The organism is Micromonospora sp. BQ32 (assembly GCF_059358895.1).
Genome location: NZ_JCADBI010000004.1, coordinates 132,649 through 157,698, shown reverse-complemented (window position 1 = coordinate 157,698; position 25,050 = coordinate 132,649). Strand labels below are relative to the sequence as shown.

The window sequence follows — 25,050 nt, the reverse complement described above, 5'->3', positions numbered from 1 at the left end:
TCCGTAATCGGCCATAGCAGGGTGCAGCACCCCTCGAGCAGGGCGAAGCCCGCACGAGCGCACGGCGGGTGCTATGCAGGGGCGTCGTCATGCCGGGCCGGCCCGAAGAGAGTCATGACGAGCGCCACAATGCTGAAAAAGCCAGATCCCAAGGCCAGCAGAAGCGAGGGCACGAAGGCAGATGGCGGTGGCACCCAGCCACCAAGCACCCAGGGCAGCGTGACAAGGACGACAACCGCTGCCGTGGTGGCGACTTCGTTGACAACGAACGCGGTTGATATGGCCGAGCCGCCGCGAGCGACTGTGCGGTCTCCCCCTTCAGCATGGAAGATGTCCCGACAGCAGCCTCTCGGTCACCATACGGCCGACCGAGGAGGGCGTTTGCGTGTTCGCAGTCTCGGCATTTGGAGGTGCCAAATCCATGGGTTCAGGCGCGATTATCCGACGCACGGAAGATCAGCACGGCATCCCCAGGCTCTAGATCCCGGACCACTAGACACCTTTCGGGATGGGGGTCTGGCGGGCGTCAAGGCGTGGTGGTCAGCGGGCCAGTGCTTCGGTCGGGGCGAGGCGCGCCGCTCGTACGGCCGGGTAGAGGCCCGCGATCACGCCGACCAGGACGGTGGCGGCGAGGCCGCCGGACAGGGCCCACAGCGGGATCACCACCGGCCAGCCCTGCCACCACGACCAGGCGGCTGTGCCCAGGGCCCCGGACGCGGCGCCAGCCAGGCCGCCGATGATGGAGAGCAGCAGCGACTCGGTGAGGAACTGCTGGCAGATATGCAGGCCGGTGGCGCCCAGGGCGCGGCGCAGGCCGACCTCGCCACGGCGTTCCAGGACCGAGATGACCATAGTGTTGGCGACGCCTACGCCGCCGACCAGGAGGGCCACCGCGCCCAGGCCGAGGAGCAGGCCGTTCAGGGCCGAGTCGGTGGCCCGGGCGGCGGCCAGCGCGTCGGACGGGCGGGACACCCGCGCCTCGTTGGGGGCTCCGGGGTTGGCCGTGGCGCCGAGCAGGTGGCGGGTCGCCTCGACGGCGCTCTCGACGGATCGGGTGTAGACGGTCGTCGGGTGGCCGTCGAAGCCCAGCAGTCCGGTGGCAGTGGACCAGTCGACCATGGCTGACGAGTCCAGTTCGGGGGCCAGCGCGGTCGGCTCGACGATCCCGACCACCGCGAACCACTGCCCGCCCAGCCAGACCCGGGGGCCGGGCGCGCGGATGCCGAGCCGTCCGGCTGCGCCCGAGCCGAGCACGACCGCGGGCACACCCGGCTTGGTCATGGTGAGCCAGCGGCCGTGGGCCATCCTCGTGCCGAGGGTGGCGAGCAGGTCGGGGTGGGCGGCCAGCACGTTGATGCTGCCGTGCTGGGCGACCGGGATGTACTGGTTGCGGTAGACCCTCGCTTCGAGCCGCCCGGTGGCGCTGACCGACAGCACCGAGCCGATCCGGCGGATCATGGCGATCGAGTCCGGCGACAGGGTCGCTTCGCCGCCGGTGAGCTTGTCGCCGGGGGTGACGGTCAGGAGGTTCGTGCCCAGGGCATCGAGGGCGCGGTCGAGGTCGGCCCGGCTGGACGTGGAGATGCCGACCACCGCCAGCATGGCCGCGATGCCGATGGCGATGCCGGCTGCCGACAACACCATGCGCAACGGCCGCGCCCGCAGCCCGGCCGCGCCCAGCCGAAGGATGTCGGAGCCCGCCAGGCGAGCAGGGCGCAACGAGGTCATGCCGCCTCCATCCGGCCGTCGCGCAGAGCCACCCGGCGGGGCAGGGTGGCGGCGATGTCCCGGTCGTGGGTGATCACGACTGTCGTCGTGCCGGCCCGGTTCAGGTCGTGCAACAAGTTCATGACGACCGCGCCCGAGGCCGAGTCGAGGTTGCCGGTCGGTTCGTCGGCGAGCAGCAGAGCCGGGTCGGCGACCACAGCGCGAGCGATCGCCACCCGCTGCCGCTCACCACCGGACATCTCGTGCGGACGGTGGTGGACGCGAGGGCCGAGACCGACCCGTTCCAGCGCACGTTTCGCCCGATCCCGGCGTTCCTGACGGCGTATCCCGGTGTAGAGCAGGCCGTCCGCGACGTTGTCCAGGGCGGACACCCCGGCGGCCAGGTGGAACTGCTGGAAGACGAATCCGATGGTCCGAGCCCGCAGCGTGGACAGCGACCGGTCGGACAGCGCCGCGACCGCATGGCCGTCGATGTGCACGGTTCCGGCGGACGGCCGGTCGAGGGCGCCGAGCAGGTGCAGCATGGTGGATTTGCCGGAGCCGGACGGCCCGACCACGGCGAGCATCTCGCCCGCCTCCACCGACAGTGATACGTCGCACAGGGCGGTCACCCCGCCCGGATAGACCTTGGCAACGTTCCTCATCGTGATCATTCGGGCAGCCCCACGGTCATGCCCACGGCCAGGCCGGTACCGCGTACCTCAACCTTGCCGTCGGCGATCAATCCCACCTCGACCGGCAGGAAACGGCGCGTGCCGCCGTCGGCCACTTCGAGCCCGTAGCCGCCTTCGGCGAGGGCGACCAACGCCGCGACCGGCACGGTGAGCACGTTCTTGCGCTGTTCGCTGATGTACGTCACGGTGACCGGCCCCTCGCGCAGCTTTGCGAGCGGAGCTTCGTCATCGAGCGCGACCGTCACCGGGATCAGGGCCGTGCCGCCGGGTTCCTTCGGCTTCGCCTTGGCGCCGACCGACGCGACCGTACCCGGCGTCTTCTTGTCGTTGGGCAGCGTCACCGTCACCTTGACGCCGGGCTGAGCCCACCCGGCCCCGTCCGCTTCGACGTCAAGCGTGACCACGGACGCGGCGCCGGTGTAGGTGAGCACCTCCCCGGTCGCCGCCGCACCCGGGCGCACGTTCAGGCCCGCCACCCGGATCGCACCGTCCGCGACGACCAGCCACGTCGGGTCCACCACCCCGGTCTCCTCGCGGCCCAGGTCCTTCTGCCAGCGGCGCACCGCCTCGGCGGTCACGCCGGTGTACTCATCGTCGACGGTGAAGCCGGTGTATCCGAGGGCGCGCAGGTTGCGTTCGAGCAGGGCCGCGTCCGGACCTTCGACGCCGGGCCGCAGCTCGCGGTAGATCGGCAGCGCCCCGTAAAGAAGCACGACCGGCACGTCGTCGGCCCGCAGCAGGGCACCGCCGCGATTGATGCGGGCGCCCACCTTCGGTAGCCACGTGACCGTGCCGGGCGCCTTCGCGGCGATCGGCACCGGTTCGCCGTATCCGAGTTCTCCATCGACCACGACCGAACCCGACAAGGTCTCGCGCTCGACCCTGGTCGTCGGTCCGTCTCCCGCACTGGACTGGGGTGGTGCCGGTGGCGGGCGGAGCACGATGGTCGCCGTGCCCGCTCCGGCCAGCACGGCGACCGCGGCCGAGACACCCACGATGGTGCGGCGTCTCATCAGCGCGCCTGGAGCGGGAGCGTGCCGCCGCACTTCTTGCCGGCCTCTTTCAGCTTGCTCATGTCGAACTCGGCGTCCGGATCGAGCTTGACCGCGCCGCTCTCCGGGTCGGGGTCAGGGAAGTCCGGCAGCCCGTTCTCCCGCATGCACCTGGACAACGTCCGCGCCCTCTCCAGGTCTTCGGGCGTGATCTTGCGCCCTCCGGCGGTGGCCGCGGGCAGTAGTCCGGCGCACTTCTCCGCGGCCGCCTCCACCTTCTTCATCTCGGGCGAGCCGGCGTCCATCGCAGGGAGCCCTGGGACGGCCATCCCGCCGGGCGGCGGGTCCTCCATGTCGACGCCGTTCTCGCGCATGCATTTCGTGTAGGCGAGCACCTTGGCCGTGTCGTTCTCGGGCTCCGGCTGCTCACGTGGCGCCGTCGAGCAACCGCTCAGAGCAAAGGTCAAGATCAGCAGGGGTACGACGAACTTCTTCATGCCGCACAGCAGACTCCACCGCTCATAAGATCCACATCAGCGCGAACGCTTACAGCTTTCTTATAGCCGGACGGGTAACCATGTCCCGATGCGTGTGCTGATTGCCGAGGACGAGGTCGTGATGGCGGAGGCGATCGCCGAGGGGCTGCGGCTCCAGGCGCTCGCAGTCGACTGCGTGCACGACGGTGACGCCGCCCTGCAACGGCTCGCCGTCAACGAGTACGACGTGCTCGTCCTCGACCGTGACCTGCCCCGGGTGCACGGCGACGACGTGTGCCGGGCCGTCGTTCAGGAGCAGCCCGACGTACGCATCCTGATGCTGACCGCCTCCGGTGACCTCACCGACCGGGTTCACGGCCTCGGCCTGGGCGCCGACGACTACCTGGCCAAGCCTTTCGCCTTCGCCGAGCTGGTCGCCCGGGTCCGCGCCCTCGGCCGCCGTGCCCGCCCGGCAGCCCCGCCGGTCCTGCAACGCGCCGGCCTCCGCTTGGACACCACCCATCGCGAGGTGTTCCGGGACGGCCGCGTCGTCGGCGTCTCCCGCAAGGAATTCGCCGTGCTCGAGGAGCTGCTGCGCGCGGACGGCGCCGTCGTCAGCACCGAGCAGCTACTTGAACGGGCCTGGGACGAGCACACCGACCCGTTCACCAACGCCGTACGGGTCACCGTGATGACCCTGCGCCGCAAGCTCGGACCGCCGCGGGTGGTCGAGACGATCACCGGAGTGGGGTACCAGATCAGATGAGGAGCCGCTGGACCGTCCGCCTCCGGCTGACCGCCCTCTACGGCGGGTTGTTCCTGCTCGCCGGGGCGGCTCTGCTGACCATCACCTATCTTCTGCTCGGGCAGGCGCTGGCCCGGCAGCCGATCAGCGTCGCCGCGATTAGCGTTCCGATAACCGCGACGGATGCCTCCTCGGTGCCGGCCCGGGCGGGAGTGCCCCCCGATGATGGGACCGCCCATCTCACCCATGGCGAGCTGGTGAGCCGATACCACCTCGCGCAGAGACTCCAGCAGGACTTCCGGTCGGCAACCATGACGTCGCTACTCCAGCAGGGCGGGCTGGCGTTGGGCGGGGTCGGGGTCGCCGGGGTGTGGGCGGCCTGGTTCGCAGCCGGGCGCACCCTGCGGCCACTGAAGGAGATCACTGCCACCGCGCGCCGGGTCGCCGACCGCAACCTGCACCAACGCATCGGCATGACCGGCCCGAAGGACGAGTTGCGCCGTCTCGCCGATACCTTCGACGAGATGCTCGCCCGGCTGGACGCGGCGTTCGAGACTCAGCGCCGGTTCGCCGCCAACGCCTCCCATGAGCTGCGTACACCGCTGGCCATCAACCGAACCCTGATCGAGGTCGCACTCAGCCACCCTGACCCCTCCACCGACGTACGCCGTCTCGGCGAGACCCTGCTCGTCATCAATGCCCGCCACGAACGCCTGATCGACGGTCTGCTGCTGCTCGCGCGGGGCGATCACTCGCCGGCCGAACTCGTTCCCGTCGATCTGGCCGACATAGTCACCCACGTGGCGACGATTCACGAGGTGACGGACGTGACGACCGAGCCGGCCCCCATGCGCGGCGACCCGATCCTGCTGGAGCGCATGGTGCAGAACCTGGTCGAGAACGCGGTCGCCTACAACCAACCCGGCGGGACGGTCACCGTCACCTGCGGACCCGGCCGGATGACCGTCACCAACACGGGCCCGGTCATCGCAGCGTACGAGATCCCTCGTCTGTTCGAACCGTTTCAGCGCCTCACCGACCGGGTCGGCTCGGCCAACGGCACCGGCCTCGGCCTGTCCATCGTCCGCTCGGTCGCCCGCGCCCACGGTGGCACTGCAACCGCCGAACCCGGCCCCGAAGGCGGCCTCACCGTCACCGTCGACTTCCCGGCCGGCAACTCGATTGGCGCGGTCGGGCGGCCTGGCTAGTAGGACTTTGTCAGGCGCCATCGCCGCTCTCAACACCCTGGTGATGACTGTCCTCGACCGCCGCCGGTGAGCTGGGCGCACTACGCCTGGTCGGCGCCACCCGACGCCAGGTCCTTTCGATGCTCCACTGGGTGAGCCTGCTCGTCTCCCTCGCGGGCGTCATCCTCGGCTCGGCCATCGCGGCCGCCACGCTGATTCCGATGATGATCGGGACGACCGGCGAAGCGCCCTACGTCCCCCCGCTGGCGTGTGGGCCCTTCGCGGTCGCCGCCGTCGGACTGGCTCTGGTCGTGGTCTTCGTGCCGGCCCGAGCGATCCTGCGCCGGTGATGGACAGGTGCACACGGGGTGGTGGCCGGCGTGATGCCGGCCACCAGCCCCCGCCGTGCATGCAAGCCGGTTGTCAGTGGCCCAGCCACAGCAGGGTGTCGGCGCGCGATCACATGACATTGCTCGTGGGATCGGCGTCTCAGATGGCGGACCCACAGCACACTTCCGCCCGCTCACCGGTAACGCCCTACGTCGATGGACAGCACTTCGGCAGGGTGGCGTTAGGCGACTCGGGACGCCGGCCGGTGCCAGCCATCCCGGAGCTCAGGACCTGTACGTGGGCCATAAGATCCACGTCTATGGTCCGCACCACGCCTCCGCGTCCTCTGGACATCGCGGCACTCTTCCCCGAGCTGCGGGAACATTCCACCACCGCTACCCGCCTGCATCCCCGTCCCGGCGCTCCGACCGTTACGGACAGTTCGGTCGGCGGACCGCTGCTATGGCCGGCCGACGAGGAATGGCCGGTCTGCGACGACGCCGGGGCGCACGAGCCATGGAACCTGACGACCCCGGCCGAACTGCGCCGCAGGCGGGCGATCCTCGCGACCGCAGAAGCCCGGGAGCCGCTGCCGGGCGGGGACTTCTTGACTGCGCAGGAGCGGGCCGAGCTCGATGCGGCCGACGCTCTGGACCTGGACGACCTCATCGAGGATCCCATCCCGTTGGTTCCAGTCGCGCAGCTGTACCGACACGACATCCCGGACTACGCCGGTCCGGACGGCACCGACCTACTCCAGGTGCTGTGGTGCCCGGTGGACCACTCGGACCGGCACTACAGCCCTCGGGTCTTTCTCTACTGGCGCGACAGTTCCGCCGCCGGCCCGCTACTCGACACGCCTCCCGAACCGCCGGTGATCAGCGACATGTACCTGCCGGTCCCGTGCGTGGTGCACCCCGAGCAGGTCCGCGAGTACCAATACGCCGACCTGCTCCCCGATGACCTACGCGAACGGCTCGACGAGTGGGATGACGACGAAGACAAGAGCCGTCCCCACTATCAGAGCGACTTGTCGCTCGCGCCGGGATGGAAGGTCGGCGGGTACGCGAACTGGTCACTGACCGATCCGTACCCGATGGACTGTGCTGCCTGCGGCGCCCCGATGACCTTGATTCTCACCGTCGACTCCAGCGACTGGAACGGCCCGCATTGCAGCTGGCGCCCGTCCGAGGAAAACCCGACCGCGTCCCCAGACACCGTCGGCGTGCAGATCGGGCGCGGCTACTCACTGTACACCTTCCGCTGCCCCAGATCATTCGATCATCCCCCGGCCACCGCTGTGCAGTGACCCGGCCTCCTCCATGGCGTGCCGACAAGCTGGTCGTCCGCTACTAAGCCCCATCCAACTCGCCGCCATCGACGAATGGCTGTGACAGACTTCAATACATGCCCTAGACCGGGGCACCGTTCTAGTGCAGTCACCGTCGGGCCACCGGTCGAACGGCTCATTCACCGGCAGCGCGATCCCTTCGTGCCTCGGGAGCTCGGCTGGGTCGCGCTTCCCGCTTTACCCGCCGGCCGGTCGAGGATCTTCATCATCAGCTCTTGATCAGTTCGCGCGGTCGGTGACGCCCGATCCGCCCGACTGGGCGTTACCGGCCGCACCCGGGTCGCCCTGAGCCGAGCGCCGCCGACACGGGCGAGCGTGATTCACCTCGCACAAGTTTGCCCCTGACGTCAACGTGAGGTTTTAGCGTGGCGATATGCAAATCAACGGCTCAACAGCTCTCGTGACCGGCGCTAACCGCGGCCTCGGCAAGGCCTTCGCCGAGGCCCTCCTCGCCCGGGGCGCCACCGTCTATGCGACCGCCCGTCGCCTGGAAAGCATCGACATCCCCGGTGCCATCGCGCTCCAGCTGGACATCACGGATCCCGCGTCCATCGAGGCCGCCGCAGGCAACGTGGGCGACCTCGACATCCTCATCAACAACGCCGGCACCTCCACTGAAGCCCCGCTGCTCGGCCCCTCCACGGAGAACATCCGCCGCGACCTCGACACCAACTTCTGGGGCACTCTCAACGTCACCCGCGCCTTCGCGCCCAGGCTGGCCGGTGGCGCCATCCTCAACGTCATCTCGGCACTGAGCTGGTACACCTTCAGCCCCGGCAGCAACGGCTACGCCGCCTCCAAGGCCGCGGAGTGGTCCCTGACGAACGGCATCCGACTCGAGTTGGCCGACCAGAAGACTCTGGTCACCGCCCTGGCGCTGGCGATCGCCGACACGGACATGATGGCTGGCATCGACATCCCCAAGCTCGCGCCCCACGAGGTGGTCGCCCAGGCCCTCAACGGACTGGAAGCAGGCAAGATCGAAGTCATCGCTGACAAGCCCACCGCCAACGTCAAGGCATCCCTCTCCCGCGATCCCGCCGACTTCTACGCCGACATCACCGGCAACCTCTTCGCCTGACGTCACCGGTAATCCGCCTGCCGGAGTAAGCGGCTTGGTCAACGGGCGTACGCCCGGCGGGCGGCCCGGATTCTCATGAAGCCGGGCCTCCGGCTGACCGTCGCAGGGGTGCGGACGTCGAGCGAAGCCCTGAAGATCGTGATCGACTTCACGCCGCGGCGCTCGTTGGTAGATCCTCGCCAGTTGAAGCCCTCGACGTCGGCAGCTAGCCCGCTTCCGCTGGCAGAACCGCGACGACTGCGCAGCTGATCGGCTCAGCTGACTGATGGGGCTCGAGCAGCATGGTGACCAACCGGCGTCTGGTGGTCAACAACTCCCGCGCGCTCGGTCTCGGCACTGGGATAACCTGTCTGCGGCGTGAGCGTACGCCTGCAGGTGGAGGTACGAACAAGGGCCCACCCTGATTTCGCTCCACGGAGCGGCGTCGTAGCCCACACCACCCGGCGTTGGTGCATCATGGATTCCCATGTTCGTGGATTAGCGGCAGTTCCCTTTCCTGGCCGACCTTCGGGCACGGTGGGCTGCCATCCGGGATGAATGCCTTGCTCTGCCGCGTGAGACCTACCAGCCGTGGGTCCAGCGCGAGATGTACGGCCAGGGCTGGAGTGTCTATGGACTTGTCGCCTTCGGGGAGCGGATCGAGGAGGCGCTCATCCTGTGGCATGTCCTCGCAGCCGGGACGGACGTGCCCGACCTCGTGAACGGCTAGTGGGTGGAGTTGGCCGGTCAGGACGGTGGCTACGGTGTGAGGTCGGCTTTGATGTAGGTGGTGGTGGCGGGCCCGCGGCGGTCGATGTCTGGCGTAGGCAGCGGGCCACGGCGTAGCCGGCGGCGCGACGGGACGGGGTGCACGCGCCGATCGATGACCAATGCGGCCAGGCATCCCACGCCGACCAGCATCCACACCGCGAACCAGTCGACCCATGGCGTCGTAAGCAGGCTGCGGGGCCACTGCGAGGTGGCGAACGAGCGGCCTGCCCTCCGATAAGGACGACACCGACGGCCACACCGACAACACGGCCGCTGCCAGTGGCCCACGCCCAGGCACCAACGACAACGAGGCCGCAAACCGCCGCCACGACAGCGACCGCCAACGCGCCCTGCTCGAGCATGCAAAGCTGGCTGATTGAAGCTTGGACGGGCCCTCCGGTCTACGTAGCCCAGACGAACACGCTGCCATCGCGTGGTTCACGGAAGACGCACTCGGAGATTGTCCTTGGCTCATGACAGCTACCTCGCAATGTTCAGCAGGGTCCTGTCGACGCCGCGTGAAAACTGAGCCCGTGTTTCCTCAGCCGACGTACAACGCTGTCGATGTTCACCGCCGGATCGTACTGATCAAGGCGTCAACCTCACTCGCTTGCCGCCGGTTGACGAGCTGCGCACGGATCGCGGCAGATGGTGCGGGAGACCAGCCGCAAGACCGAGCTCGAGCCGGCTCGCCGACCCGGGATCCACGTCGGCGGCTGACGAGGCCGCCTGCTACAGATTCCCCATACGGGCTACGCACTCTCGGCGAAAACCTTGATGCCCAGCCAGTTTGTCGGGCGTACTCGCCGGCTGAAGCGGGTGAGCGGCAGCCGCTGCGCCGCCACGGCCACCCGTACCTCGTGGTGGCGATCCGGGGCGCGCAGAACATGGTGCAGGACCGTGGAGGCGCCCGCATCGTCGCCGACGCGCCATCGCCGGCGTCATCTACCGTGACCCGGCCACCGTCCACATGCTCAGCAATGTGGGCGGCACCAGGTACATCGCGCGCGTGGTCGAACTGAAGTAACCGCTGGCACGGCGGTCGGGCACGAAAACCGGCATTCCGGAAAAACCATTGCATGAGGTGCGTAACCTGCCGAACATGGTCTCTCGCACATGGCGTAACCTGTTGCTCACAGCGCTCGGGATGGGCATGCTCGCCGGTGCCGGTCAACTCGGCATCGCGTTCAGCTTCGGCATCGTCCAGCTCGCCGGCGCCTCCACCGGCGCCGTCAACCAGTGGCCTGCCCAGCTCGTCTGGGTGGGCTGGTTCGCGGCACACGCCGCCGTAGCCGGCACCGTCGTCGCCGCACGCCTGGCCCGCCGGTACGAGGTGCTGGGGAGCACGGGCAGATTGGTCTCCATCGCCGCCGCCGCCGCGCTGGGCGCCACCGTCGTGGCCCCGCTCTGCATCCGGCCGGCCCAGGCCGCCGAGCGCTTCTCGGTGGACCCAATCTGGGCCGTCGGCATCTGCGCGACCCTCGGCGCGCTGGTCGGCGCGGGTGCCGCTATTGCCGTACTGGTGAAGCCGCCGCTGGGTTGGAATATGGCGGCAGTGGGCGGCGTGGTTTGGCTGCTGGCGCTCGTCTCGGTCGTCCCGTCGCTCGCAACCGCCGGGCCGGTGCCCGCCGTACGGCTCGGTGTGCTGGAGCCGGCCGGGCTCGACGCCGACGCGGCACACCGGCTGGCGATCCTGATTCTGCCGGCGGTGGCCCTGCTCATCGGCGCGGCGACCGGCGGGCTGGCCCGCTGGCGCGGGCATTCGCCGCTGGTCAACGGCGTGACCGGCACGGCCGGCACGGTGCTGGTCGCGTTCACCTATCTGACCGCCGGTCCCGGCGACTCCGTCGACCGGTACCAGATCACGCCGTACTACGGGGCGCTGCTCGCCGTCGCCTCCGGTGTGCTCGGTTCGTCCGCCGCCGCGTTGTTCCGATGGCCGCTCCTGCCGCGCACCGCCGAAGCGCGGGTCGCCGAGTCAACCGACATCCTCCGTCCGCTGTCCGCCGGCCCTACCGTGCGGCAGGCCATGAGGCCGGCCGTTGGTGGTACGACCGACGAGCCGGAGCCCGTCGACCTGGCCGGCACGGGGCCAGCCGCCGGCGCGACCGCAGCAGAGCTCCCGACCGCAGCCGAACCGCTGGGCTTCGGTGCACCGGCTGGGGACCGGGACGCCAGCGCCGCACCGGCTGTTACCGCCGCATCGGCCGCACCCGCCGACCTCGCCACACCGGCCGACCTCGACGACACCCCGGAGACATCGGAACCGGCCCCTGCGAAGGCGGCCCACCTTCCCGCGGGACCTGGCGGGGACGGCTCCGGGACGGCGGAGGCGGAGACCGACAACACCGAACCCGAAGAGATGCCGCCCGACGGGGCCCTCGTCGCCCCGGGGACCCTCCGGATGTACCAGCCGCCGAAGACCGACCGGACGCGGGTTCAGGCGACCTGGCCGGTCGTTCCGGCGCGGCGGGTGCCGCCCTCGGCCGAGCCCGCTTCGGGCGCCGAGGCGACCCAGTCAGCCGGCATGCAAGAGAGGCCCGCACCGGCGCTCCCACCTCGGCACCGGCCGCCCCTGCCCAACCTGGACCGGGCCGCGAACTGGGACGCCCTCGCGACCGCCCAGCGCGCCGGGCCTCCGCCCACGACCGATGCCGCGCCGGCCCGCCCCGCCAAGACCGACCCGGTCCCCGCGCCGGCCGACCCGGCACCCGTCGTCGAGGCGGGACGGCCCAGCGGGCGGCTGGGCCTGTTCCGGCGTAACAAGTCCCGGGCCGACGGGGACGGCGAGGGCACCCCGGCGGAGGGCGAGCCGCTGCCGAGGCAGGACGCGGAGTTCGTCGACTGGGTGACCCGGCTGGGCAATCCGGTGGCGGACAACGAGCCGGATCAGGAAGGCGGTCGCCGGTTACTCCGCTCCATCGGCAGCCGCCACAGCGACCGTTAGGAGTTCTTGATACTCCAGCCGCACCTGGTGGAGTTGGAGTCTTCGCTCAGACGGCCCCGTGGGACCAACATCATCAGCGGCGCGCTGCGCAGCACGCGTCCGTCACCACGCCGGTGGCTGGGCCCCCTCATCGCACGCGAGGCCCAGCCATTACCGGTCATGTCAGAGGGTGCGGTTCATTGGTGAGCGCCGCCAGGCAGAGTACTCCAGCCGTACCTGATGAATTCGGAGTTCCGGCGGCTCAGAGGGCATCTGTTGACGGGATCGAGGTCTCGGTGTTGTCGATGGGCGCGGATGTCTTCGTGGAGTGGGCATGCGGTGGGCGCCTGGACCACCTCGGCAGTAGCCCTCGCTGACGAGGACGGCACTCAAGTCCGCACCTGCGTGCCCTGCTGAGTAGGGCAGAGGCTGTGCCGCGGACGGCCGGGCCGGCGTACCGGTACCCGGCCATCCGCGTTCTGACCACTGGCGAAACTACCGGTCCAGCGGCTCGATCCAGATGTTGCGGTACTGGACCGGATTGCCGTGGTCCTGCAGTCGGATGGCACCCGTCGCCGGGCCCTCGGGCCGGCTGCCGCCAGTCGGGCCGAGGATCTCGACGTCGTCGTGCACCTTGACGCCGTTCCACACCACGGTGACGCGAGGGTTGGCGACCTTCTGCCCGGATGCGTCGTAGCGGGCCTGCCGATAGACGATGTCGTACGTTTGCCAGGTCTGCGGCGGCAGCGCCGCGTTCACGTCGGGGGCCTTCTGGGTGTAGATGGCCGCGGCGTCGTTCTTCTGCGGCAGGTCGATGCCGAAGGAGTCCAGCACCTGGATCTCGTAGCGGTCCTGCAGGTACACCCCACTGTTGGCGCGCGCCTGGCCGGTCACGTCCGGCGGATACAGCGGCAGGTTGAACTCCACGTGCAGTCGGAAGTCACCGAAGGCATCCACCGTGCGCAGGTCCCCGTTACGCACCGTCATGGCGCCGTCGGCGACGGACCACGAGGGTTCGCGCCCGTCGGTGTGCTGCCACTCGGTGAGCTCGCCGCCGTTGAACAGCGTGATGCGTTTGCCGTGTGGCCGGACGGCGAGCACGTCCAGGTTCAGGTGCCCGGAGTCCGCTGCCTCCTTGCGGTACTCGACCACGTTGCGACCCTTGTTCAAGCGCGCGGTGGTGGTGACGGTGCCCCACTCTTCCCAGGTCACGGTGGAGGGGAAGACCGTCTGCTCGACCCGTTCACCGTTGACGTAGAGGCTCAGCTGCTTCTCGCCGGAGTACGGATTCGGGCCGTTGCTGTAGCGCATCGCCAGGTCGTATGTCCCGGCCTCGCGGACATCGGCAGAGATCCTGGTCGACGAGCCGTCCTGGGCGAACCCGGCGGCGAAGCCGGCACCGGAGTAGGCGGCGTGGTCGGTCGCCATGCCGACGCCGGCCGTGCGGCCCTCCTCGGCCTCGAAGAAGGTCTGCGGCTGCACCACCCGGCCCGGAATCTCGTTGAGCGTGTACCAGACCTCAGTGTTCCACAGCTCCTCGCCGTCGGCGGACGAGAACGGACGCGGGGAGCGCACGTGCACCACGCGGTTCTCCTTCAGGCCCGGGATCTTGAGCTTGACGGTGCGGCCGTCGGTCGACAGCTCGGCCTTGGCCACCTTGAGCGTCTCCAGCTCGAGCTTCGGACCGCCGTACTGGCTCGTCGCGCCGTAGCGCCACTGCGTCACCTGGTACGCGTCGGCGAGTTCCTGCGCGGTCTCGGCCGACAGTGGCTCGGTGTACTCCAGCTCGAACCCGACACGCGACGCGCGCATCTGTTTGACCTCGAAGACCGAAGTGCCGTTGGGCGTGAGCTTCTGCAGGCCGTAGGAGAGCTTGCCCTCCTGGCCCCAGTTGCCGCCGGCGCCCAGACCACCGGTGTAGAGCGCGCCGTCGGGGCCGAGGGTGACCTCGTTGACGCCGGCCTCCAGGCCCTGCGTGTGCCGGAACACCGCGCCCTGGTACTGCCCCTCGATCTTTTCGAGGAACACGCGCTGCAGGCCGCCGTAGGTCACGTCGCCGACGACCAGTTGCCCCGCGTACGGCCCCTGCTTCAGCAGCACCGGGGTCGACGGCGAGTTGCCGATCTCGTTCTGCGGTATCCAGACGATGGGACGCGTCACGGCCTTGTCGTCGAACGGACCCGCGGGCGTCGTGTAGTGGTTGTAGAACGCCCCCTGCTGGATCTGGACCAGCTTGGACGCGGGCAGCCAGCCGCCCTGGTTGTCGGTGACGAGGACCTCCCCGCGGGGGCCCCACCCGATCCCGTTGGGAGTGCGCAGCCCTCCTGCGACATAGGTGATCTCGCCGGTCTTGGCGTCCACCTTGATCGAGGTTCCGCGGTTCGGCGCCGGCTGGGGCACGGTGGTGGCGCCGCCCAGGTCGATGGCGACCGAGAGGTTGAGGTAGAAGTACCCGTCCCGGTAGAGCAGGCCGAACGCGAACTCATGGAAGTTGCCGCCCCATGGCCAGGTGGCAACCGTGCGGCGGTCGTCTGCGAGGCCGTCGCCGTCGGTGTCGCGCAGGGCCGTCAGCTCGTGCTTCTGGCTGACGTAGACGGTGCCGTCGACGACCGCGATGCCCTGGGGCTCGCGCAGCCCCTCCGCGAACTTACGGTAGGTCACCTGCTCGGGGCTGGTCTGTCCGGTGACGCCCTCGACAACGTAGATCTCGCCGGTCGCGTTGTCGGTGCCACCCCAGGTGGACATCATCAGGTCGCCGTCGGGCCGGAACGCCATGCCGGTGACCTGCGGCTGAAGCCCTTCGGGGCGCAGGTCGGTGAGGGTGTAGCCCGGGTGCACCCGGTCGAGCGGCAGGCCGTCGCCGGCCGAGTCGGTGGCCCCCTCGCAGTACTTCCATCCCGGGGCGGTGACGCGTACGACGTCGGCGTCGGTGCTCAACGCGGAGTTCGGTACCAGCTCGAAGCTGGTCGCACCCGGGCGGCGCCATTCGAGCCGCAGGACCTGGCCGCCGCCGTTATCGAAGAACTCGATGCGCAATGGGTGCAGGCCGGCGCTGAGGGTGGTCGACCCTTCCTTGGAGGTTTCGCCGTGCAGCCCGTCGTGGTCGACGACACGCTGATCGCCGATCGTCAGCCGTGACCCGTCGTCGCTGGTGAGCCGGAAGGTGTACTCGCCGTCGACGGGCGCGGCGAGGTTGGCGATGACGTGGCTGATGAACCGGTCGGAGAGGCCGAACTCGTCGGTGGTGGTCCAGTTGACCTGCGGCATCAGCTTGTCGACGTTCGGTGTCTGTGCCGGCTTGAGGTCGCACAGCGCCGACAGCGGAGCTCCCATGTCGTACGAGCGCAGGGTGACGCCGGGTTCCTGCGGCGGAACATCGGCGGTGATGGGTGCGGCCCCGGCTGGGGTGATGGGGACCGCAGCAAGCAGGACCGCGACAGCGGCACCTGCGGCCACGAGACTGACGCGACGGCGACGGCGCCATCGGTTCGGTGCGGGCATGGTTCCTCCCGGTGGGGGTCCTGGCCGAGGTGGGAGGCGCTTTCTCCTCCCTGGACGGGCCAGTACGGTCTCGGAACACAAAAGATCGATCGCAGACGCTATCACTTTGCATTGATCAAGCTGAACTTTCAGATTTTCGGATGAAAGTAGCCCCTGTTGGCCCATGACCTTGGTGGCATCTGGGCAGCGCGAGCGGGGCATGTGGCGGCGTCGCGGAGCGGAGGCAAGGTCAGCGCGAGCCCGACGAAACGCCGCTACCACGGTGGCGCGGTGACTACCGACCGGCGCGGGGCGCAGACGAAGGACGCCTCAACGGCTGGCGGTCGGCACCTTGTCGTAGGTATCCCTCAGGGCCCGGCGACGGAGATCGGAGTGCCGAGTCGGCCCTCGTTCCCGCTGCGATCCAGCCCGGACACGCAATAGGAGAGGGGACGGTCGGTCGGGGCGGTGCGATCGATCCAGCCGGTTCCTCGGGCGGTGCCGACGAGCCGGGCCTCGTCGCCGTCCACCCGGTAGACGGCGTAGCTGGTGGCGCCGTCGCCGCGCCACGTCAGCGCCACCCCGCCGGCGTCCGCACGCCGGGCGTCGGTGAGCGTGGGTGCGGCGGGCGGCGCCGCCGGGAGCTGCGCCATCGTGGGCACCAGCGCCGGGCCGGCGTAGTGCGCGCGGCGGTAGCGGCTGACCGCCCCGAGCTTGTCGGCGCGGACCTGCTTGGCACTGAAGTGCACGCTTCCGTGCACGCCGTTTCGGCGGTTGAGGGCCAACTGCCGGTCCAGTTCGGCTGGGTCGCGCCAGGCGCCGCGCTCACCCACCCGGTAGTCGGCCTGACCGATGTAGAGCTGCACCCTGGTGCCCCGCACGGTGTCGACCCACCACGGCAGCAGCTTGGCGTAGTCGGCCTTGGCGAACCCGACGTGCCAGTAGAGCTGCGGCACGACGTAGTCCAGCCACTGTTTCCGCACCCACAGCCGCGTGTCGGCGTAGATGTCGTCGTAGCTCTGCAGGCCGGCGGTCGCGGAGCCGGCGGGATCGGTGCGCTCGTTGCGCCAGATGCCGAACGGGCTGATGCCGAACTTCACCCACGGTTTGATCGCCTTGATCCGCTCGCTCATCTCCCGGACCAGCGTGTTCACGTTGTCCCGGCGCCAGGCGTGCTTGTCCGCGAAGCGCCGGCCGTACCGGGCGAACGTCGCGTCGTCCGGAAAGTCCTGCCCGGCCTCCGGGTAGGGGTAGAAGAAGTCGTCGAAGTGCACCCCGTCGACGTCGTACCGCTGGACCGCCTCCAGCATCGAGTCCTCGACGAACGTGCGCGCCTCCGGGATGCCCGGATTGAAGTAGAGGCGGCTGCCGGGCCGGTCGGCGCTGGGGTAGGTCACCACCCAGTCGCGGTGGTGCCGTAACGGGTGGGCCGGCGCGAGCTGGTCCAGCCTCGGTCCGGGGCCGCCCACCGTGGCCGGTTGGCCGCCCCGGTAGGGGTTGAACCAGGCGTGGAACTCCAGGTTGCGGGCGTGCGCCTCGGCGACCATGAACTCCATCGGGTCCCAACCCGGGTCGCGGCCGTCGCGGTGCCCGGTCAGCCACTCCGACCACGGTGCGTAGCTGGACGGCCAGAGCGCGTCCCCGCTGGGCCGTACGTGCACGAAGACCGCGTTGTGGTTGTGCCGCACGGCCAGGTCCAGCCAGCCCCGGAACTCCGCCCGCACCGTCTCGGCCGGCAGCCCGCGCCGGCTCGGCCAGTCGATGTTGTTCACCGTCGTGATCCACATGCCGCGCAGCTCGCGGGGTGCCCGGGCTGGCTGGCCGGCGCAGCTGGGCGGACCGCCCGCCGGGCCGGCGTCGGGGGCCGCGCCGAACGCGGCGACGTCCCCGGTCTTCGGTGCGCCGCCGTCGCCGACAACCCAATGCCGCAGCGACCATCCGCCCACCCCAAGCGCCACAGCGAGCGCGACGACCACCGCGACGAGAGCCTGGGTACGACGACGGTGGGTGGTGAGAGCGGACGGCTCGGCGGCGGGCATTGTCACAGTCTGCCGAGTATGGCTCACCGGGTGAACCAGGCGGCCCGTTACTTAACGGTCAGCTAAGGCCGGCGCGACGCCAGCTCGCTCCCCCGTTTCGCCCGTCCGGGTAGTGTCACGCGGGCACCAGGTTCAGCGGCTGGTGGAAAGCGGTCGCCGAGGGTGATGGTGACGGCGTTCCACGTATCTCGGTGAGCAGGCCAGCGTGATCGGTCCGGTCGCTTATGGCGATAAACCGGGCGGCCACTGTCGTCGCCTGTTGGTGTGGAACGGGTGTCCGGTCCGGCCCCGCAGGATCTTCACCTTGTCCAGCCGGAGGGTGGAGCGATGACCGAGAGGACCTCGGCGTGCCGGTGACTACAGCTCGGATCCGCGGTTCGGCAGCTCACACCCGGTCATTTGCGCGCCCGACCGACGCCTGCGTCGGGAGACCGGGCGTCGCTGGCGCTTGCGCCGCCAAAGCGGCCGTACCGACTGAGAACGCCCGCGACGTCAACCACCGCTGAGAGGGACTGGGCCGGATGGGCTTTGTTCGGGTTGGTGGCCACCGTGGCGCTCACCGCGGCGATGATCACCGCGCAACTGGCCGGCCTCACCCGGCTCGACATTCCGTTGGTGCTCGGGGCCCTCGTCACCGACGATCCCGATCGGGCCCGGGTCGTCGGGTTCTTCATCCACCTCTGCGTCGGTCAGGGTTTCGCCCTCGGTTACGCGGCCGCGTTCGCCCTGCTGAACCGCGCCACCTGGTGGATCGAGGCGCTGTTCGGGCTGCTGCACGTCGGGATCGCGTTGACGGTGATTCTGCCGCTGCTTCCCGGTGTCCACCTGTGCATGGCCTCGCAGCGGGCGGGGCCGGCCAGCACGGCCGTGTTGGAGCCGTCCGGCACTCCTCGCCATTACCTCCTAGCCGGCCTCGTGTGCTGCGGCGTCTGCGGCCGGATCATGGACTCCCGCTCGACCTCCATCACCGCAGGTCGAGGCCCCTCGTCTCTGTCCGGCACCGGTGAGCACTTCGGGCGCGGAGACCTCTTCGCCGCCGACCCCAGAGTCCAACTCACCGTCCCGACCACCGCATACCTTGAGGCCGTGCACACCCTCAACCGCCAACTGATCGACACCATGGGGCAGCGGGTCGATGAGCTGGAACGCCGCGGCGGGCCACCTGGCGTGGACCTTGACCTCGTCCATCTGCGGCGGGAACACGAAGACCGGCGGCATTGGCTTGCCAAGAACCTCGACCGCTCTCCCCAGACCGACTGGAACGCTGTCCGCCAAGGTGCCCGCCTGCTGCTCGGTGACGTTCAACGGGCGGACGCCCCAACCGGCTAGGCATCTCTTCGAGCATCTGACCGGGACAGCATTCGCTCATCGGCAGTTCAGGATGCCGGGTGCCACGGAACTCCGAACACCGAAGTCGGTATCGGGCGTCAGAAGTCGTCGTCGCCAAGTCCGCGCAGCGTGCCGTCGGGCATCATGCGGTAGCGGCGTGGCGGTCTCATGCTCTGCAGGATTTTGTTCCATCCTTGCCTCGCGTTCCGCCCGTTCTCGGCCGGTCGGGTCGGCGACGCGGAAGCCGTTCAGGTGAATGTCGAACGGATCGAATTCGTCCGGGTCGGGACGGCCCTCGATGATGAAACCGAGAAGTGCGCGCAGGGCCTGCTCACCCAGATCCAGGGGATGGGAGGGAAGAGGGTACGGATCCTCGGAGAACATCGGCTCGACCGGATGCTCGCCCGCCCAGTACGGCAGCTCGAAGTCGTACGGCTCGCCGATGTTCTTTCCGATGCCGGCGTTTGGGGAGAGGCTCAGCGAGCGGACGAGCTCGCCGTTTTCCCACACCGCGAAGCACAGCCACTCGGAGGCCGAGTGCATCCCGTACATGATGATTCGCCGGCCCGCTCCAGGCCGGAGCAGCCTGGCCGGTAGCTGTGATGGGAGATCGCAGACGAGCCGGAGGTCGCAGAACAGTTCGGCGCCGGCCAGGACGGTCGCGTAGCTGGTGTCGTCCGGCGGATAACTGTGGTCACCGAGCGAGCCGTCGCCGATCGGTGTCACCTCGTAGCCGGGATGCAGCCCGCGCACGAGGTCGATGACCTCCGCTGGATCCGACCGGACCGCTCCCGACAGAGCAGGGCGCAGATCACCCTCGGTGAAAGCGAGCAGTGCGGTCTTCGCGCCCATCGATCTTCGGCCCTCCAGCGTCAATGATCACCGAAGACTGCGCTCACCCTCGCCTCGGTAAAATCTGCTGCACAGGCCCACAGCTCGAAGCCGGTCGCAGCGGGTCCCGGTAGCGTGACACCGCCAACGGGTTGATCGCGAACACCTGCCGGTCGGCGGACCGCAGCCCCGCGACCAGCAGCCCCTGACTCGTCTCGATCGCTACCGGCAGCTTGCCGCCTTCAGGGTCATGCTCGGCGAGCATGGCCAGGACCTGGCTCAGCCCCGCCGCGTCGTTGCTGATCCTGGCCGAGGCCACGACGACGCCGTTGGTGTCGACCAACGCCACGTCGTGATGATCCTGCGCCCAGTCGATCCCACACGCCACCACTGTCACCGCGACTCCTCTCCGTCTGCATCCACAGCGAGGCGCGACGCCCTAATGGACAGTGCTTGCCGCACGACATCTCACGAGCGTTCGCCTCGCCACCGGCGGCGCCCGCACTCGCGCAAGGCTCTCGACCTGCGACCAATCAAGGCTCAGCCCGCCGGCGATCCACGGGCCGATCATTCTCGTCGACGACCGCGGCCGCTGCGCCCCACGCCGAAACCAGGGTCCAGCCCTCAACGTTGTTACAGAGGTCAACAGCGGCCGCGACCTTCAACAAGGCGCCGATCTCGATTCCCAGGCTCGACGGCCATCGGCTGGTACGGGCGTCCTCTGTTGCCATTACGGCTGGTACAACACCCGCCGCATCCAAAAAGAACTGGGCGACCTCAGCCCCGACGAATACGAGACCGCCTGGCACCACCAACAGACCAGCCTGACCGAGCCACCTACCACCACCCCTGCACCAACCGGCAGCAGGTAACCACCGCTCCATCAAAGCGGGGGAAGCTCATGCGAAAAGCCCCCTCACCATGCTGCTCACCGCTGGCCACCGGGATGACAGCCCTCAGTTCATCCCGGTCCTGGCTGGTATCCCGGGTGCCACGCCCGGGCGGTGGACGGCCACGATGCAGACCGGACCGGGTCCTGGCCGACAAGGCGTACAGCTCCAAGGCCAACCGTGATCACCTACGTCGACGTGGGATCCAGGCCACCATCCCGATCAAGGTCGACCAGGCCGCGAACCGGCGGAAGAAGAGGTCGAAGGGCGGCAGACCACCGACTTTCGACCCCGAGAGCTACAAGCAGCGGCACGCTGTGGAGTGCGGTATCAACCGCCTGAAACGCCACCGCGCGTTCGCGACCCGGTACGACAAGCTCGCCGTCCGCTACCAGGCCAGCCTCCACATCGTTGCGATCAATGAATGGCTTGGACCGCCTATGGGACACGGCCTAGGGTGTCCGGTCCGAAGGGGAACCTGATCCTTTATCACGATCAGACCCGACGGGCCTGCGCCAATGACACATTCGGCTTACGCTCAGCGACATGAAAAAGCTCCTCGCGGGCCTGACGTCGCTGCTGCTACTCGCCGAGGTCGCGGTGTTCTACCTAGCCGCCAGCGGCGCGTTCATGCACGTGCCCGACGAGGAGGCATTCATGCCCCACCGCGTGCTCGGGAACGCGATCTTCCTGTTCGCCGTCGTGTGCGTGGTCGTCGCCGCGCTCGCCCGGATGCCCGGACGGCTCATCGGCATGGTGGCCCTGATCGCCGGGCTGACGCTCGTCCAGGGGATGATCCGGGCACTCGCCAAGTCCTTTGGGGAGGATGCGGCGGGGCACATCGTCTTCGGCCTGCACGCGATGAACGCGCTGGCGATCTTCGGCGTGACCGTGTGGGTCGCGCAGCAGTCGCTCCAGATCGCGTGGCGGCGCGCCGAGCTCAGCCGAACGGCGTCATGACCACAGCCGCGTTGATTGTCCTGGACCACGCCTGCACGCTGCTGGGCGTCGTCGCGTGGTCGGCCGCAGGCGTGACCGCGGCGCTGCGTCGCGCCAGGCCCGCACTCGTGCTGCTCGCCGCAGCGCTGGTGCTGACGGCGGCCAGGGCGGTGCCGATGGCGGTGCTGGCCGGGCGGGGCTGGTGTTCGTTCAGGAGTCGGCCGTCGCTCGATTGGAGGTGGGCGGGACCGTGCCGGCCTTGCCGGTGTTGGAGCGGTTGGGTGTAAGTCTCAATGTCAGTTTCGAGCCTCGCGACGCTGCGGCTTGAGACGCTGACCGCGCCAGATTGCGCTTCGACGAGGTTCATCGAGCACCTCCTCGCGCCCGTGACCTGCTCAAACGCAGCGGTAGAGGATCACCAGCGATGGTGGCGACGCGGTTCGCATGGTGATGCCTCCGGCCCACTGTGCCGCGGCTGCGGGCCGGCAGTAGCCGGAGTTGACCGGGACGGGGAACCACGTGCTCGAGAAGCTGATCATCCAGAACAGCGCCCTGCTCGATGTCGGGTTCTCGGCGTCGCGGGCTCTGCTGGAGCACATCGGTATCCTGGCCCCCGCTCCGGCGATGGACCTGGCGGCCATGGTCGTTACGGCGGTGCGCGAACTGGTGGGCGATCATGTCCAGCACAACGCCTATTTCGTTGGCTTGCCGAGCAGGCACAGCGAGCCGCCGCTGTGGCCGTGATGGAGTCGGACCAGGACGGACTCGCCCGCTGGACACTGCCCGACGACGTCGGCCTGCTGCTGCCGCTGCTGGCCGGTGCCCGGACCGCCGCCGACCTGCTCAGCACCCCCGCCCGCACCGAGGTACGCGCCTGCCCGGCCGTCGAATGCGGATGGCTCTTCCTCGACCGGCGGGGCCGGCGTCGCTGGTGCAGCATGGCCAGTTGCGGTAACCGGGCCAAGGTACGGGCCTATGCCGCCCGCCAGCAGCCGGACTGACCAACCGTCACTCCACACCAGGCTACGGTCGCGGCGTTCCGCTCGCGGCGCAGGACCGGTGCGTAGGGGTTCTTTCCAGGGATGCGGGTACCGGCCCGGTCAGCAACGACCCATCGCCGTTCCCTTGGCCCATGCCTCGATGAGTTCGGTGGCCTGGCCGGGGTTGAGCCGCGGATCGCACAGTGAGGTGTAGTGACGCTGCAGTTGGTCCTCGTTCTCCACGGATCCACCGATACATTCCGTCACATCGTCCGCCGCGACCTCGATGTGGAGGCCGGCGGCGTGCTGCCCGTTCTGCCCTATGATGTCACGAAAGCGCAGCGCCTCGGTGATCACGTCGGTGAGGTGGCGTGTCTTCAGGCCGTTCGAGGCTTTCACGGTGTTGCCGTGCATGGGGTCGCTCAACCAGACCACCGGGTGTCCCGCGTTCACCACACGGCGGACTATGGATGGCAGGGCCTCCTGGATCCGGTCCCGACCCATCCGGGGTATCAGGACGAGGCGGCCCGGCTCGCGCCGCGGGTCGAGCGCCTCGCACACCTGCAGGACATCATCGGGGTCGGCGTCCGGTCCGATCTTGCATCCCACCGGATTGACGACGGAGGAGAGCATGGCGACATGGGCCGCGGCCGGCTCGCGGGTCCGCTCACCCACCCAGGGCAGGTGGGTCGAGCCCAGGTACAGGTCGTCGGTGTCCGGGGCGCTGCGGATCAGCCGGGACTCGTAGTCGACCACCAGCGCCTCGTGGCTCGACCATGGGCCCTCCGTCGTCGCCGTACGTCCGTTTCCCTGGCGGTAGTTCCGCATCACCCGCTGTACCGCGTCGCTGGCCTCGTAGGCCCAGACCATGCGCCGCGGGTCGGCTCTGCGGGTCCTCGACCCGGCGATGTCCGAATTGATCATGTGCCCTCGAAAGGAGGGGATGCGGAGCGCGTCGTGCCACTCCATGGCCTGCGATCGGGGCTTGGCGAACTGTCCGGCCATCCGGCCGACACGGATGACACTCTGACCGGTGAGCTCACCAAGCCTGTCCCCCAGCCGGTCGATGATTTCGAGTTTGTCTGAGGTGTGCCGGGGCGTGCACTCGTAGAAGCTCTCGGCGCAGTCGCCGACCTGCAGCAAAAAAGTGCCGGTGGGGGCCAGTGTCGACAGCGACTCCCGCAGCTGCCAAATCTCCTCGGTCGTCACCAGGGGTGGCGCTGAGGAAAGCGAATGACAGACCTCGTGGTACGCGGGGTGGTCCTGCCAGTCCGGTTGTTGAGCCGCCGGCATGCCCTGCCACGGACCGAGTGGGGCGAAGTCCGCCGTAGAGCTGGGTTGCTGCATCTGTCCTCCACACAAGAGATCAGCGAGACGGGCCTGCGGGAGCCGCGGCAGGCCGCGAGCCGATCGCCAGACGAGCCCGGCGACGGCCCGGTCGCGCCGGCGCTAACCTCCCGGTCGAGGGGTGTGCGCGGATAGCGTGGCCCAGCCGCCGGTGTGTGCGCATCACGTCTTTGCGTTGCCGAGAGCGGCATTGAATGGGCTGGGAATCCGCGTCCGGGAGAGCGGGTATGGCGCGTTCGCGTCATCGAGCCGCCTGGTGACCACACCCACGGCGAGGATCCACACCACCACCGACAAACCCCGCGAACGTTGGTGAAACGGGGCACTAGCTCTCCAGCGCGGCCAGCACGTGCGCCGTGGTCAGCGGTACCGCGCAACGATCCGCCGCGTACCGAAGCGCCATGAGATGGTCGTCGAGCGACAGGTCGGCCAACGCATCCGACACGAGGAACGGCTGGATGTCGCGGCTGAACGCGTCGCTGGCGGTAATGAGGCACCCCATGTGCGCGTAGACGCCGCAGACGATGATCTGATCCCGGCCCGACCCCCGCAGTCGTTCCTCCAGGTCGCTGCGGAAGAACGCGCTGTAGCGCCACTTGGTCAGCACCGTGTCGCCCGGCTCTGGGGCGACGTCGTCGGCGATGCCGCGATCGGCCTCCGCGCTGCTCATGCCGGGACCCCAGAGGTCGTGCAGCAGCCCGCGGTCGCGACGGCTCATCCCACCCGGCTGTGCCGTGTACAGCACCGGCACCCGGGCCGCGCGGGCCGCCGCGAGCAGCTTCATGACATTGGCGAGCAGGTCGGTGAGCGGGGACTGCCCGGCCGGGAACGGGCGTAGGAAGTAGCGCTGCATGTCGTGCACCAGCACGGCGGCCCGGTCCGGATCCGGACGCCAGGGCATCGCCGCACTCGGCAGATCGCTGTCACCGGGCATGGGGTACGCCGCGATCGGGGTCATGACCATGGTTCGTCTCC

At 69.2% G+C, this 25,050-nt stretch carries 20 protein-coding genes and 3 pseudogenes; 12 read left to right on the top strand and 11 right to left on the bottom strand.

The window, feature by feature from the left end; translation table 11 throughout:
* Nucleotides 1-540 precede the first annotated feature (540 nt).
* The 4 genes from AC5L30_RS10255 to AC5L30_RS10240 are packed head-to-tail and all read right to left on the bottom strand — an operon-like array spanning nucleotide 541 to nucleotide 3,891.
* Nucleotides 541-1,728 (bottom strand): ABC transporter permease, encoded by a 1,188-nt coding sequence (locus tag AC5L30_RS10255; protein ID WP_494866734.1) that lies wholly within the window; start codon nucleotides 1,726-1,728, stop codon nucleotides 541-543.
* Entirely contained in the window at nucleotides 1,725-2,381 is a 657-nt protein-coding gene (locus tag AC5L30_RS10250; protein WP_494866733.1) for an ABC transporter ATP-binding protein, read from the bottom strand. Before AC5L30_RS10250 ends, AC5L30_RS10255 begins: the two co-directional genes overlap by 4 nt.
* Nucleotides 2,378-3,415 (bottom strand): peptidoglycan-binding protein, encoded by a 1,038-nt coding sequence (locus tag AC5L30_RS10245; RefSeq protein WP_494866732.1) that lies wholly within the window; start codon nucleotides 3,413-3,415, stop codon nucleotides 2,378-2,380. Before AC5L30_RS10245 ends, AC5L30_RS10250 begins: the two co-directional genes overlap by 4 nt.
* Nucleotides 3,415-3,891 carry a hypothetical protein gene (locus tag AC5L30_RS10240; RefSeq protein WP_494866731.1) on the bottom strand — a complete coding sequence of 159 codons (477 nt, stop codon included), beginning with the start codon at nucleotides 3,889-3,891 and terminating at the stop codon, nucleotides 3,415-3,417. Before AC5L30_RS10240 ends, AC5L30_RS10245 begins: the two co-directional genes overlap by 1 nt.
* Nucleotides 3,892-3,979: 88 nt before the next feature.
* Between AC5L30_RS10240 and AC5L30_RS10235 the strand changes: the two genes are divergently transcribed.
* From AC5L30_RS10235 to AC5L30_RS10205, 7 genes and pseudogenes are all read left to right on the top strand, one after another.
* Nucleotides 3,980-4,636 (top strand): response regulator transcription factor, encoded by a 657-nt coding sequence (locus AC5L30_RS10235; RefSeq protein WP_494866730.1) that lies wholly within the window; start codon nucleotides 3,980-3,982, stop codon nucleotides 4,634-4,636.
* Nucleotides 4,633-5,823: a sensor histidine kinase gene (locus AC5L30_RS10230; protein ID WP_494866728.1), complete on the top strand. Its 1,191-nt coding sequence runs from the start codon at nucleotides 4,633-4,635 to the stop codon at nucleotides 5,821-5,823. The genes AC5L30_RS10235 and AC5L30_RS10230 overlap by 4 nt, the downstream gene beginning before the upstream one ends.
* Nucleotides 5,824-5,870: 47 nt before the next feature.
* Nucleotides 5,871-6,152 carry an FtsX-like permease family protein gene (locus AC5L30_RS10225; RefSeq protein WP_494867188.1) on the top strand — a complete coding sequence of 94 codons (282 nt, stop codon included), beginning with the start codon at nucleotides 5,871-5,873 and terminating at the stop codon, nucleotides 6,150-6,152.
* Between the two features lie 299 nt (nucleotides 6,153-6,451).
* On the top strand, nucleotides 6,452-7,441 hold the full coding sequence (locus AC5L30_RS10220) for a hypothetical protein (RefSeq protein WP_494866726.1): 990 nt from the start codon (nucleotides 6,452-6,454) through the stop codon (nucleotides 7,439-7,441).
* Nucleotides 7,442-7,856: 415 nt separating this feature from the next.
* Nucleotides 7,857-8,564: an SDR family oxidoreductase gene (locus AC5L30_RS10215; RefSeq protein WP_494866724.1), complete on the top strand. Its 708-nt coding sequence runs from the start codon at nucleotides 7,857-7,859 to the stop codon at nucleotides 8,562-8,564.
* Between the two features lie 1,466 nt (nucleotides 8,565-10,030).
* Nucleotides 10,031-10,341, top strand: a pseudogene (locus AC5L30_RS10210) (cupin).
* Between the two features lie 75 nt (nucleotides 10,342-10,416).
* Nucleotides 10,417-12,261 carry a hypothetical protein gene (locus AC5L30_RS10205; RefSeq protein WP_494866722.1) on the top strand — a complete coding sequence of 615 codons (1,845 nt, stop codon included), beginning with the start codon at nucleotides 10,417-10,419 and terminating at the stop codon, nucleotides 12,259-12,261.
* 474 nt (nucleotides 12,262-12,735) lie between these two features.
* On the opposite strand, the gene AC5L30_RS10200 is transcribed toward AC5L30_RS10205, so the two are convergent.
* Nucleotides 12,736-15,696, bottom strand: a complete 2,961-nt coding sequence (locus AC5L30_RS10200; protein WP_494866720.1) for a 3-keto-alpha-glucoside-1,2-lyase-like domain-containing protein — start codon at nucleotides 15,694-15,696, stop codon at nucleotides 12,736-12,738.
* A 392-nt stretch (nucleotides 15,697-16,088) separates the two neighbouring features.
* Nucleotides 16,089-17,759, bottom strand: a complete 1,671-nt coding sequence (locus AC5L30_RS10195) for a glycoside hydrolase family 10-like protein (protein ID WP_494866718.1) — start codon at nucleotides 17,757-17,759, stop codon at nucleotides 16,089-16,091.
* Nucleotides 17,760-18,299: 540 nt separating this feature from the next.
* On the opposite strand from AC5L30_RS10195, the gene AC5L30_RS10190 reads away from it, so the two are divergent.
* Nucleotides 18,300-19,088, top strand: coding sequence for a DUF5984 family protein (locus AC5L30_RS10190; protein WP_494866716.1), 789 nt, complete (start codon nucleotides 18,300-18,302; stop codon nucleotides 19,086-19,088).
* Nucleotides 19,089-19,124: 36 nt separating this feature from the next.
* Here AC5L30_RS10190 and AC5L30_RS10185 read toward each other — a convergent pair whose 3' ends face one another.
* Together AC5L30_RS10185 and AC5L30_RS10180 are read right to left on the bottom strand one after the other, a co-directional pair.
* Entirely contained in the window at nucleotides 19,125-19,940 is an 816-nt protein-coding gene (locus AC5L30_RS10185; protein ID WP_494866714.1) for a DUF6928 family protein, read from the bottom strand.
* Nucleotides 19,941-20,043: 103 nt separating this feature from the next.
* Nucleotides 20,044-20,316 (bottom strand): annotated as a pseudogene (locus AC5L30_RS10180) (IS110 family transposase); the annotation flags it as partial.
* A 518-nt stretch (nucleotides 20,317-20,834) separates the two neighbouring features.
* Here AC5L30_RS10180 and AC5L30_RS10175 point away from each other — a divergent pair.
* Both AC5L30_RS10175 and AC5L30_RS10170 read left to right on the top strand, forming a co-directional pair.
* Nucleotides 20,835-21,291 (top strand): annotated as a pseudogene (locus AC5L30_RS10175) (transposase); the annotation flags it as partial.
* A 64-nt stretch (nucleotides 21,292-21,355) separates the two neighbouring features.
* Entirely contained in the window at nucleotides 21,356-21,769 is a 414-nt protein-coding gene (locus AC5L30_RS10170) for a DUF6220 domain-containing protein (protein ID WP_494866712.1), read from the top strand.
* Here the strand turns inward: AC5L30_RS10170 and AC5L30_RS10165 are convergent.
* The gene (locus AC5L30_RS10165) at nucleotides 21,750-22,115 is read right to left on the bottom strand and encodes a hypothetical protein (protein ID WP_494866710.1); all 366 of its coding nucleotides are present in this window, start codon (nucleotides 22,113-22,115) and stop codon (nucleotides 21,750-21,752) included. The genes AC5L30_RS10170 and AC5L30_RS10165 overlap by 20 nt on opposite strands.
* 152 nt (nucleotides 22,116-22,267) lie before the next feature.
* Between AC5L30_RS10165 and AC5L30_RS10160 the strand changes: the two genes are divergently transcribed.
* Nucleotides 22,268-22,492: a hypothetical protein gene (locus tag AC5L30_RS10160; protein WP_494867212.1), complete on the top strand. Its 225-nt coding sequence runs from the start codon at nucleotides 22,268-22,270 to the stop codon at nucleotides 22,490-22,492.
* Nucleotides 22,492-22,749 carry a CGNR zinc finger domain-containing protein gene (locus AC5L30_RS10155; protein ID WP_494867186.1) on the top strand — a complete coding sequence of 86 codons (258 nt, stop codon included), beginning with the start codon at nucleotides 22,492-22,494 and terminating at the stop codon, nucleotides 22,747-22,749. The genes AC5L30_RS10160 and AC5L30_RS10155 overlap by 1 nt, the downstream gene beginning before the upstream one ends.
* Nucleotides 22,750-22,848: 99 nt before the next feature.
* Here the strand turns inward: AC5L30_RS10155 and AC5L30_RS10150 are convergent, their stop codons facing one another.
* Both AC5L30_RS10150 and AC5L30_RS10145 read right to left on the bottom strand, forming a co-directional pair.
* Nucleotides 22,849-24,075, bottom strand: coding sequence for a 3-deoxy-7-phosphoheptulonate synthase (locus AC5L30_RS10150; protein WP_494866708.1), 1,227 nt, complete (start codon nucleotides 24,073-24,075; stop codon nucleotides 22,849-22,851).
* Nucleotides 24,076-24,400: 325 nt separating this feature from the next.
* Nucleotides 24,401-25,039, bottom strand: coding sequence for an isochorismatase family protein (locus tag AC5L30_RS10145; protein WP_357252353.1), 639 nt, complete (start codon nucleotides 25,037-25,039; stop codon nucleotides 24,401-24,403).
* Nucleotides 25,040-25,050 lie beyond the last annotated feature (11 nt).

Bases quoted from the DNA above. Each gene is read 5' to 3' on its own strand.
- AC5L30_RS10255 (WP_494866734.1), bottom strand. From the start codon at position 1,728: ATGACCTCGTTGCGCCCTGCTCGCCTGGCGGGCTCCGACATCCTTCGG.
- AC5L30_RS10250 (WP_494866733.1), bottom strand. From the start codon at position 2,381: ATGATCACGATGAGGAACGTTGCCAAGGTCTATCCGGGCGGGGTGACC.
- AC5L30_RS10245 (WP_494866732.1), bottom strand. From the start codon at position 3,415: ATGAGACGCCGCACCATCGTGGGTGTCTCGGCCGCGGTCGCCGTGCTG.
- AC5L30_RS10240 (WP_494866731.1), bottom strand. From the start codon at position 3,891: ATGAAGAAGTTCGTCGTACCCCTGCTGATCTTGACCTTTGCTCTGAGC.
- AC5L30_RS10235 (WP_494866730.1), top strand. From the start codon at position 3,980: ATGCGTGTGCTGATTGCCGAGGACGAGGTCGTGATGGCGGAGGCGATC.
- AC5L30_RS10230 (WP_494866728.1), top strand. From the start codon at position 4,633: ATGAGGAGCCGCTGGACCGTCCGCCTCCGGCTGACCGCCCTCTACGGC.
- AC5L30_RS10220 (WP_494866726.1), top strand. From the start codon at position 6,452: ATGGTCCGCACCACGCCTCCGCGTCCTCTGGACATCGCGGCACTCTTC.
- AC5L30_RS10215 (WP_494866724.1), top strand. From the start codon at position 7,857: ATGCAAATCAACGGCTCAACAGCTCTCGTGACCGGCGCTAACCGCGGC.
- AC5L30_RS10205 (WP_494866722.1), top strand. From the start codon at position 10,417: ATGGTCTCTCGCACATGGCGTAACCTGTTGCTCACAGCGCTCGGGATG.
- AC5L30_RS10195 (WP_494866718.1), bottom strand. From the start codon at position 17,759: ATGCCCGCCGCCGAGCCGTCCGCTCTCACCACCCACCGTCGTCGTACC.
- AC5L30_RS10185 (WP_494866714.1), bottom strand. From the start codon at position 19,940: ATGGGCGCGAAGACCGCACTGCTCGCTTTCACCGAGGGTGATCTGCGC.
- AC5L30_RS10170 (WP_494866712.1), top strand. From the start codon at position 21,356: ATGAAAAAGCTCCTCGCGGGCCTGACGTCGCTGCTGCTACTCGCCGAG.
- AC5L30_RS10165 (WP_494866710.1), bottom strand. From the start codon at position 22,115: ATGAACCTCGTCGAAGCGCAATCTGGCGCGGTCAGCGTCTCAAGCCGC.
- AC5L30_RS10155 (WP_494867186.1), top strand. From the start codon at position 22,492: ATGGAGTCGGACCAGGACGGACTCGCCCGCTGGACACTGCCCGACGAC.
- AC5L30_RS10150 (WP_494866708.1), bottom strand. From the start codon at position 24,075: ATGCAGCAACCCAGCTCTACGGCGGACTTCGCCCCACTCGGTCCGTGG.
- AC5L30_RS10145 (WP_357252353.1), bottom strand. From the start codon at position 25,039: ATGGTCATGACCCCGATCGCGGCGTACCCCATGCCCGGTGACAGCGAT.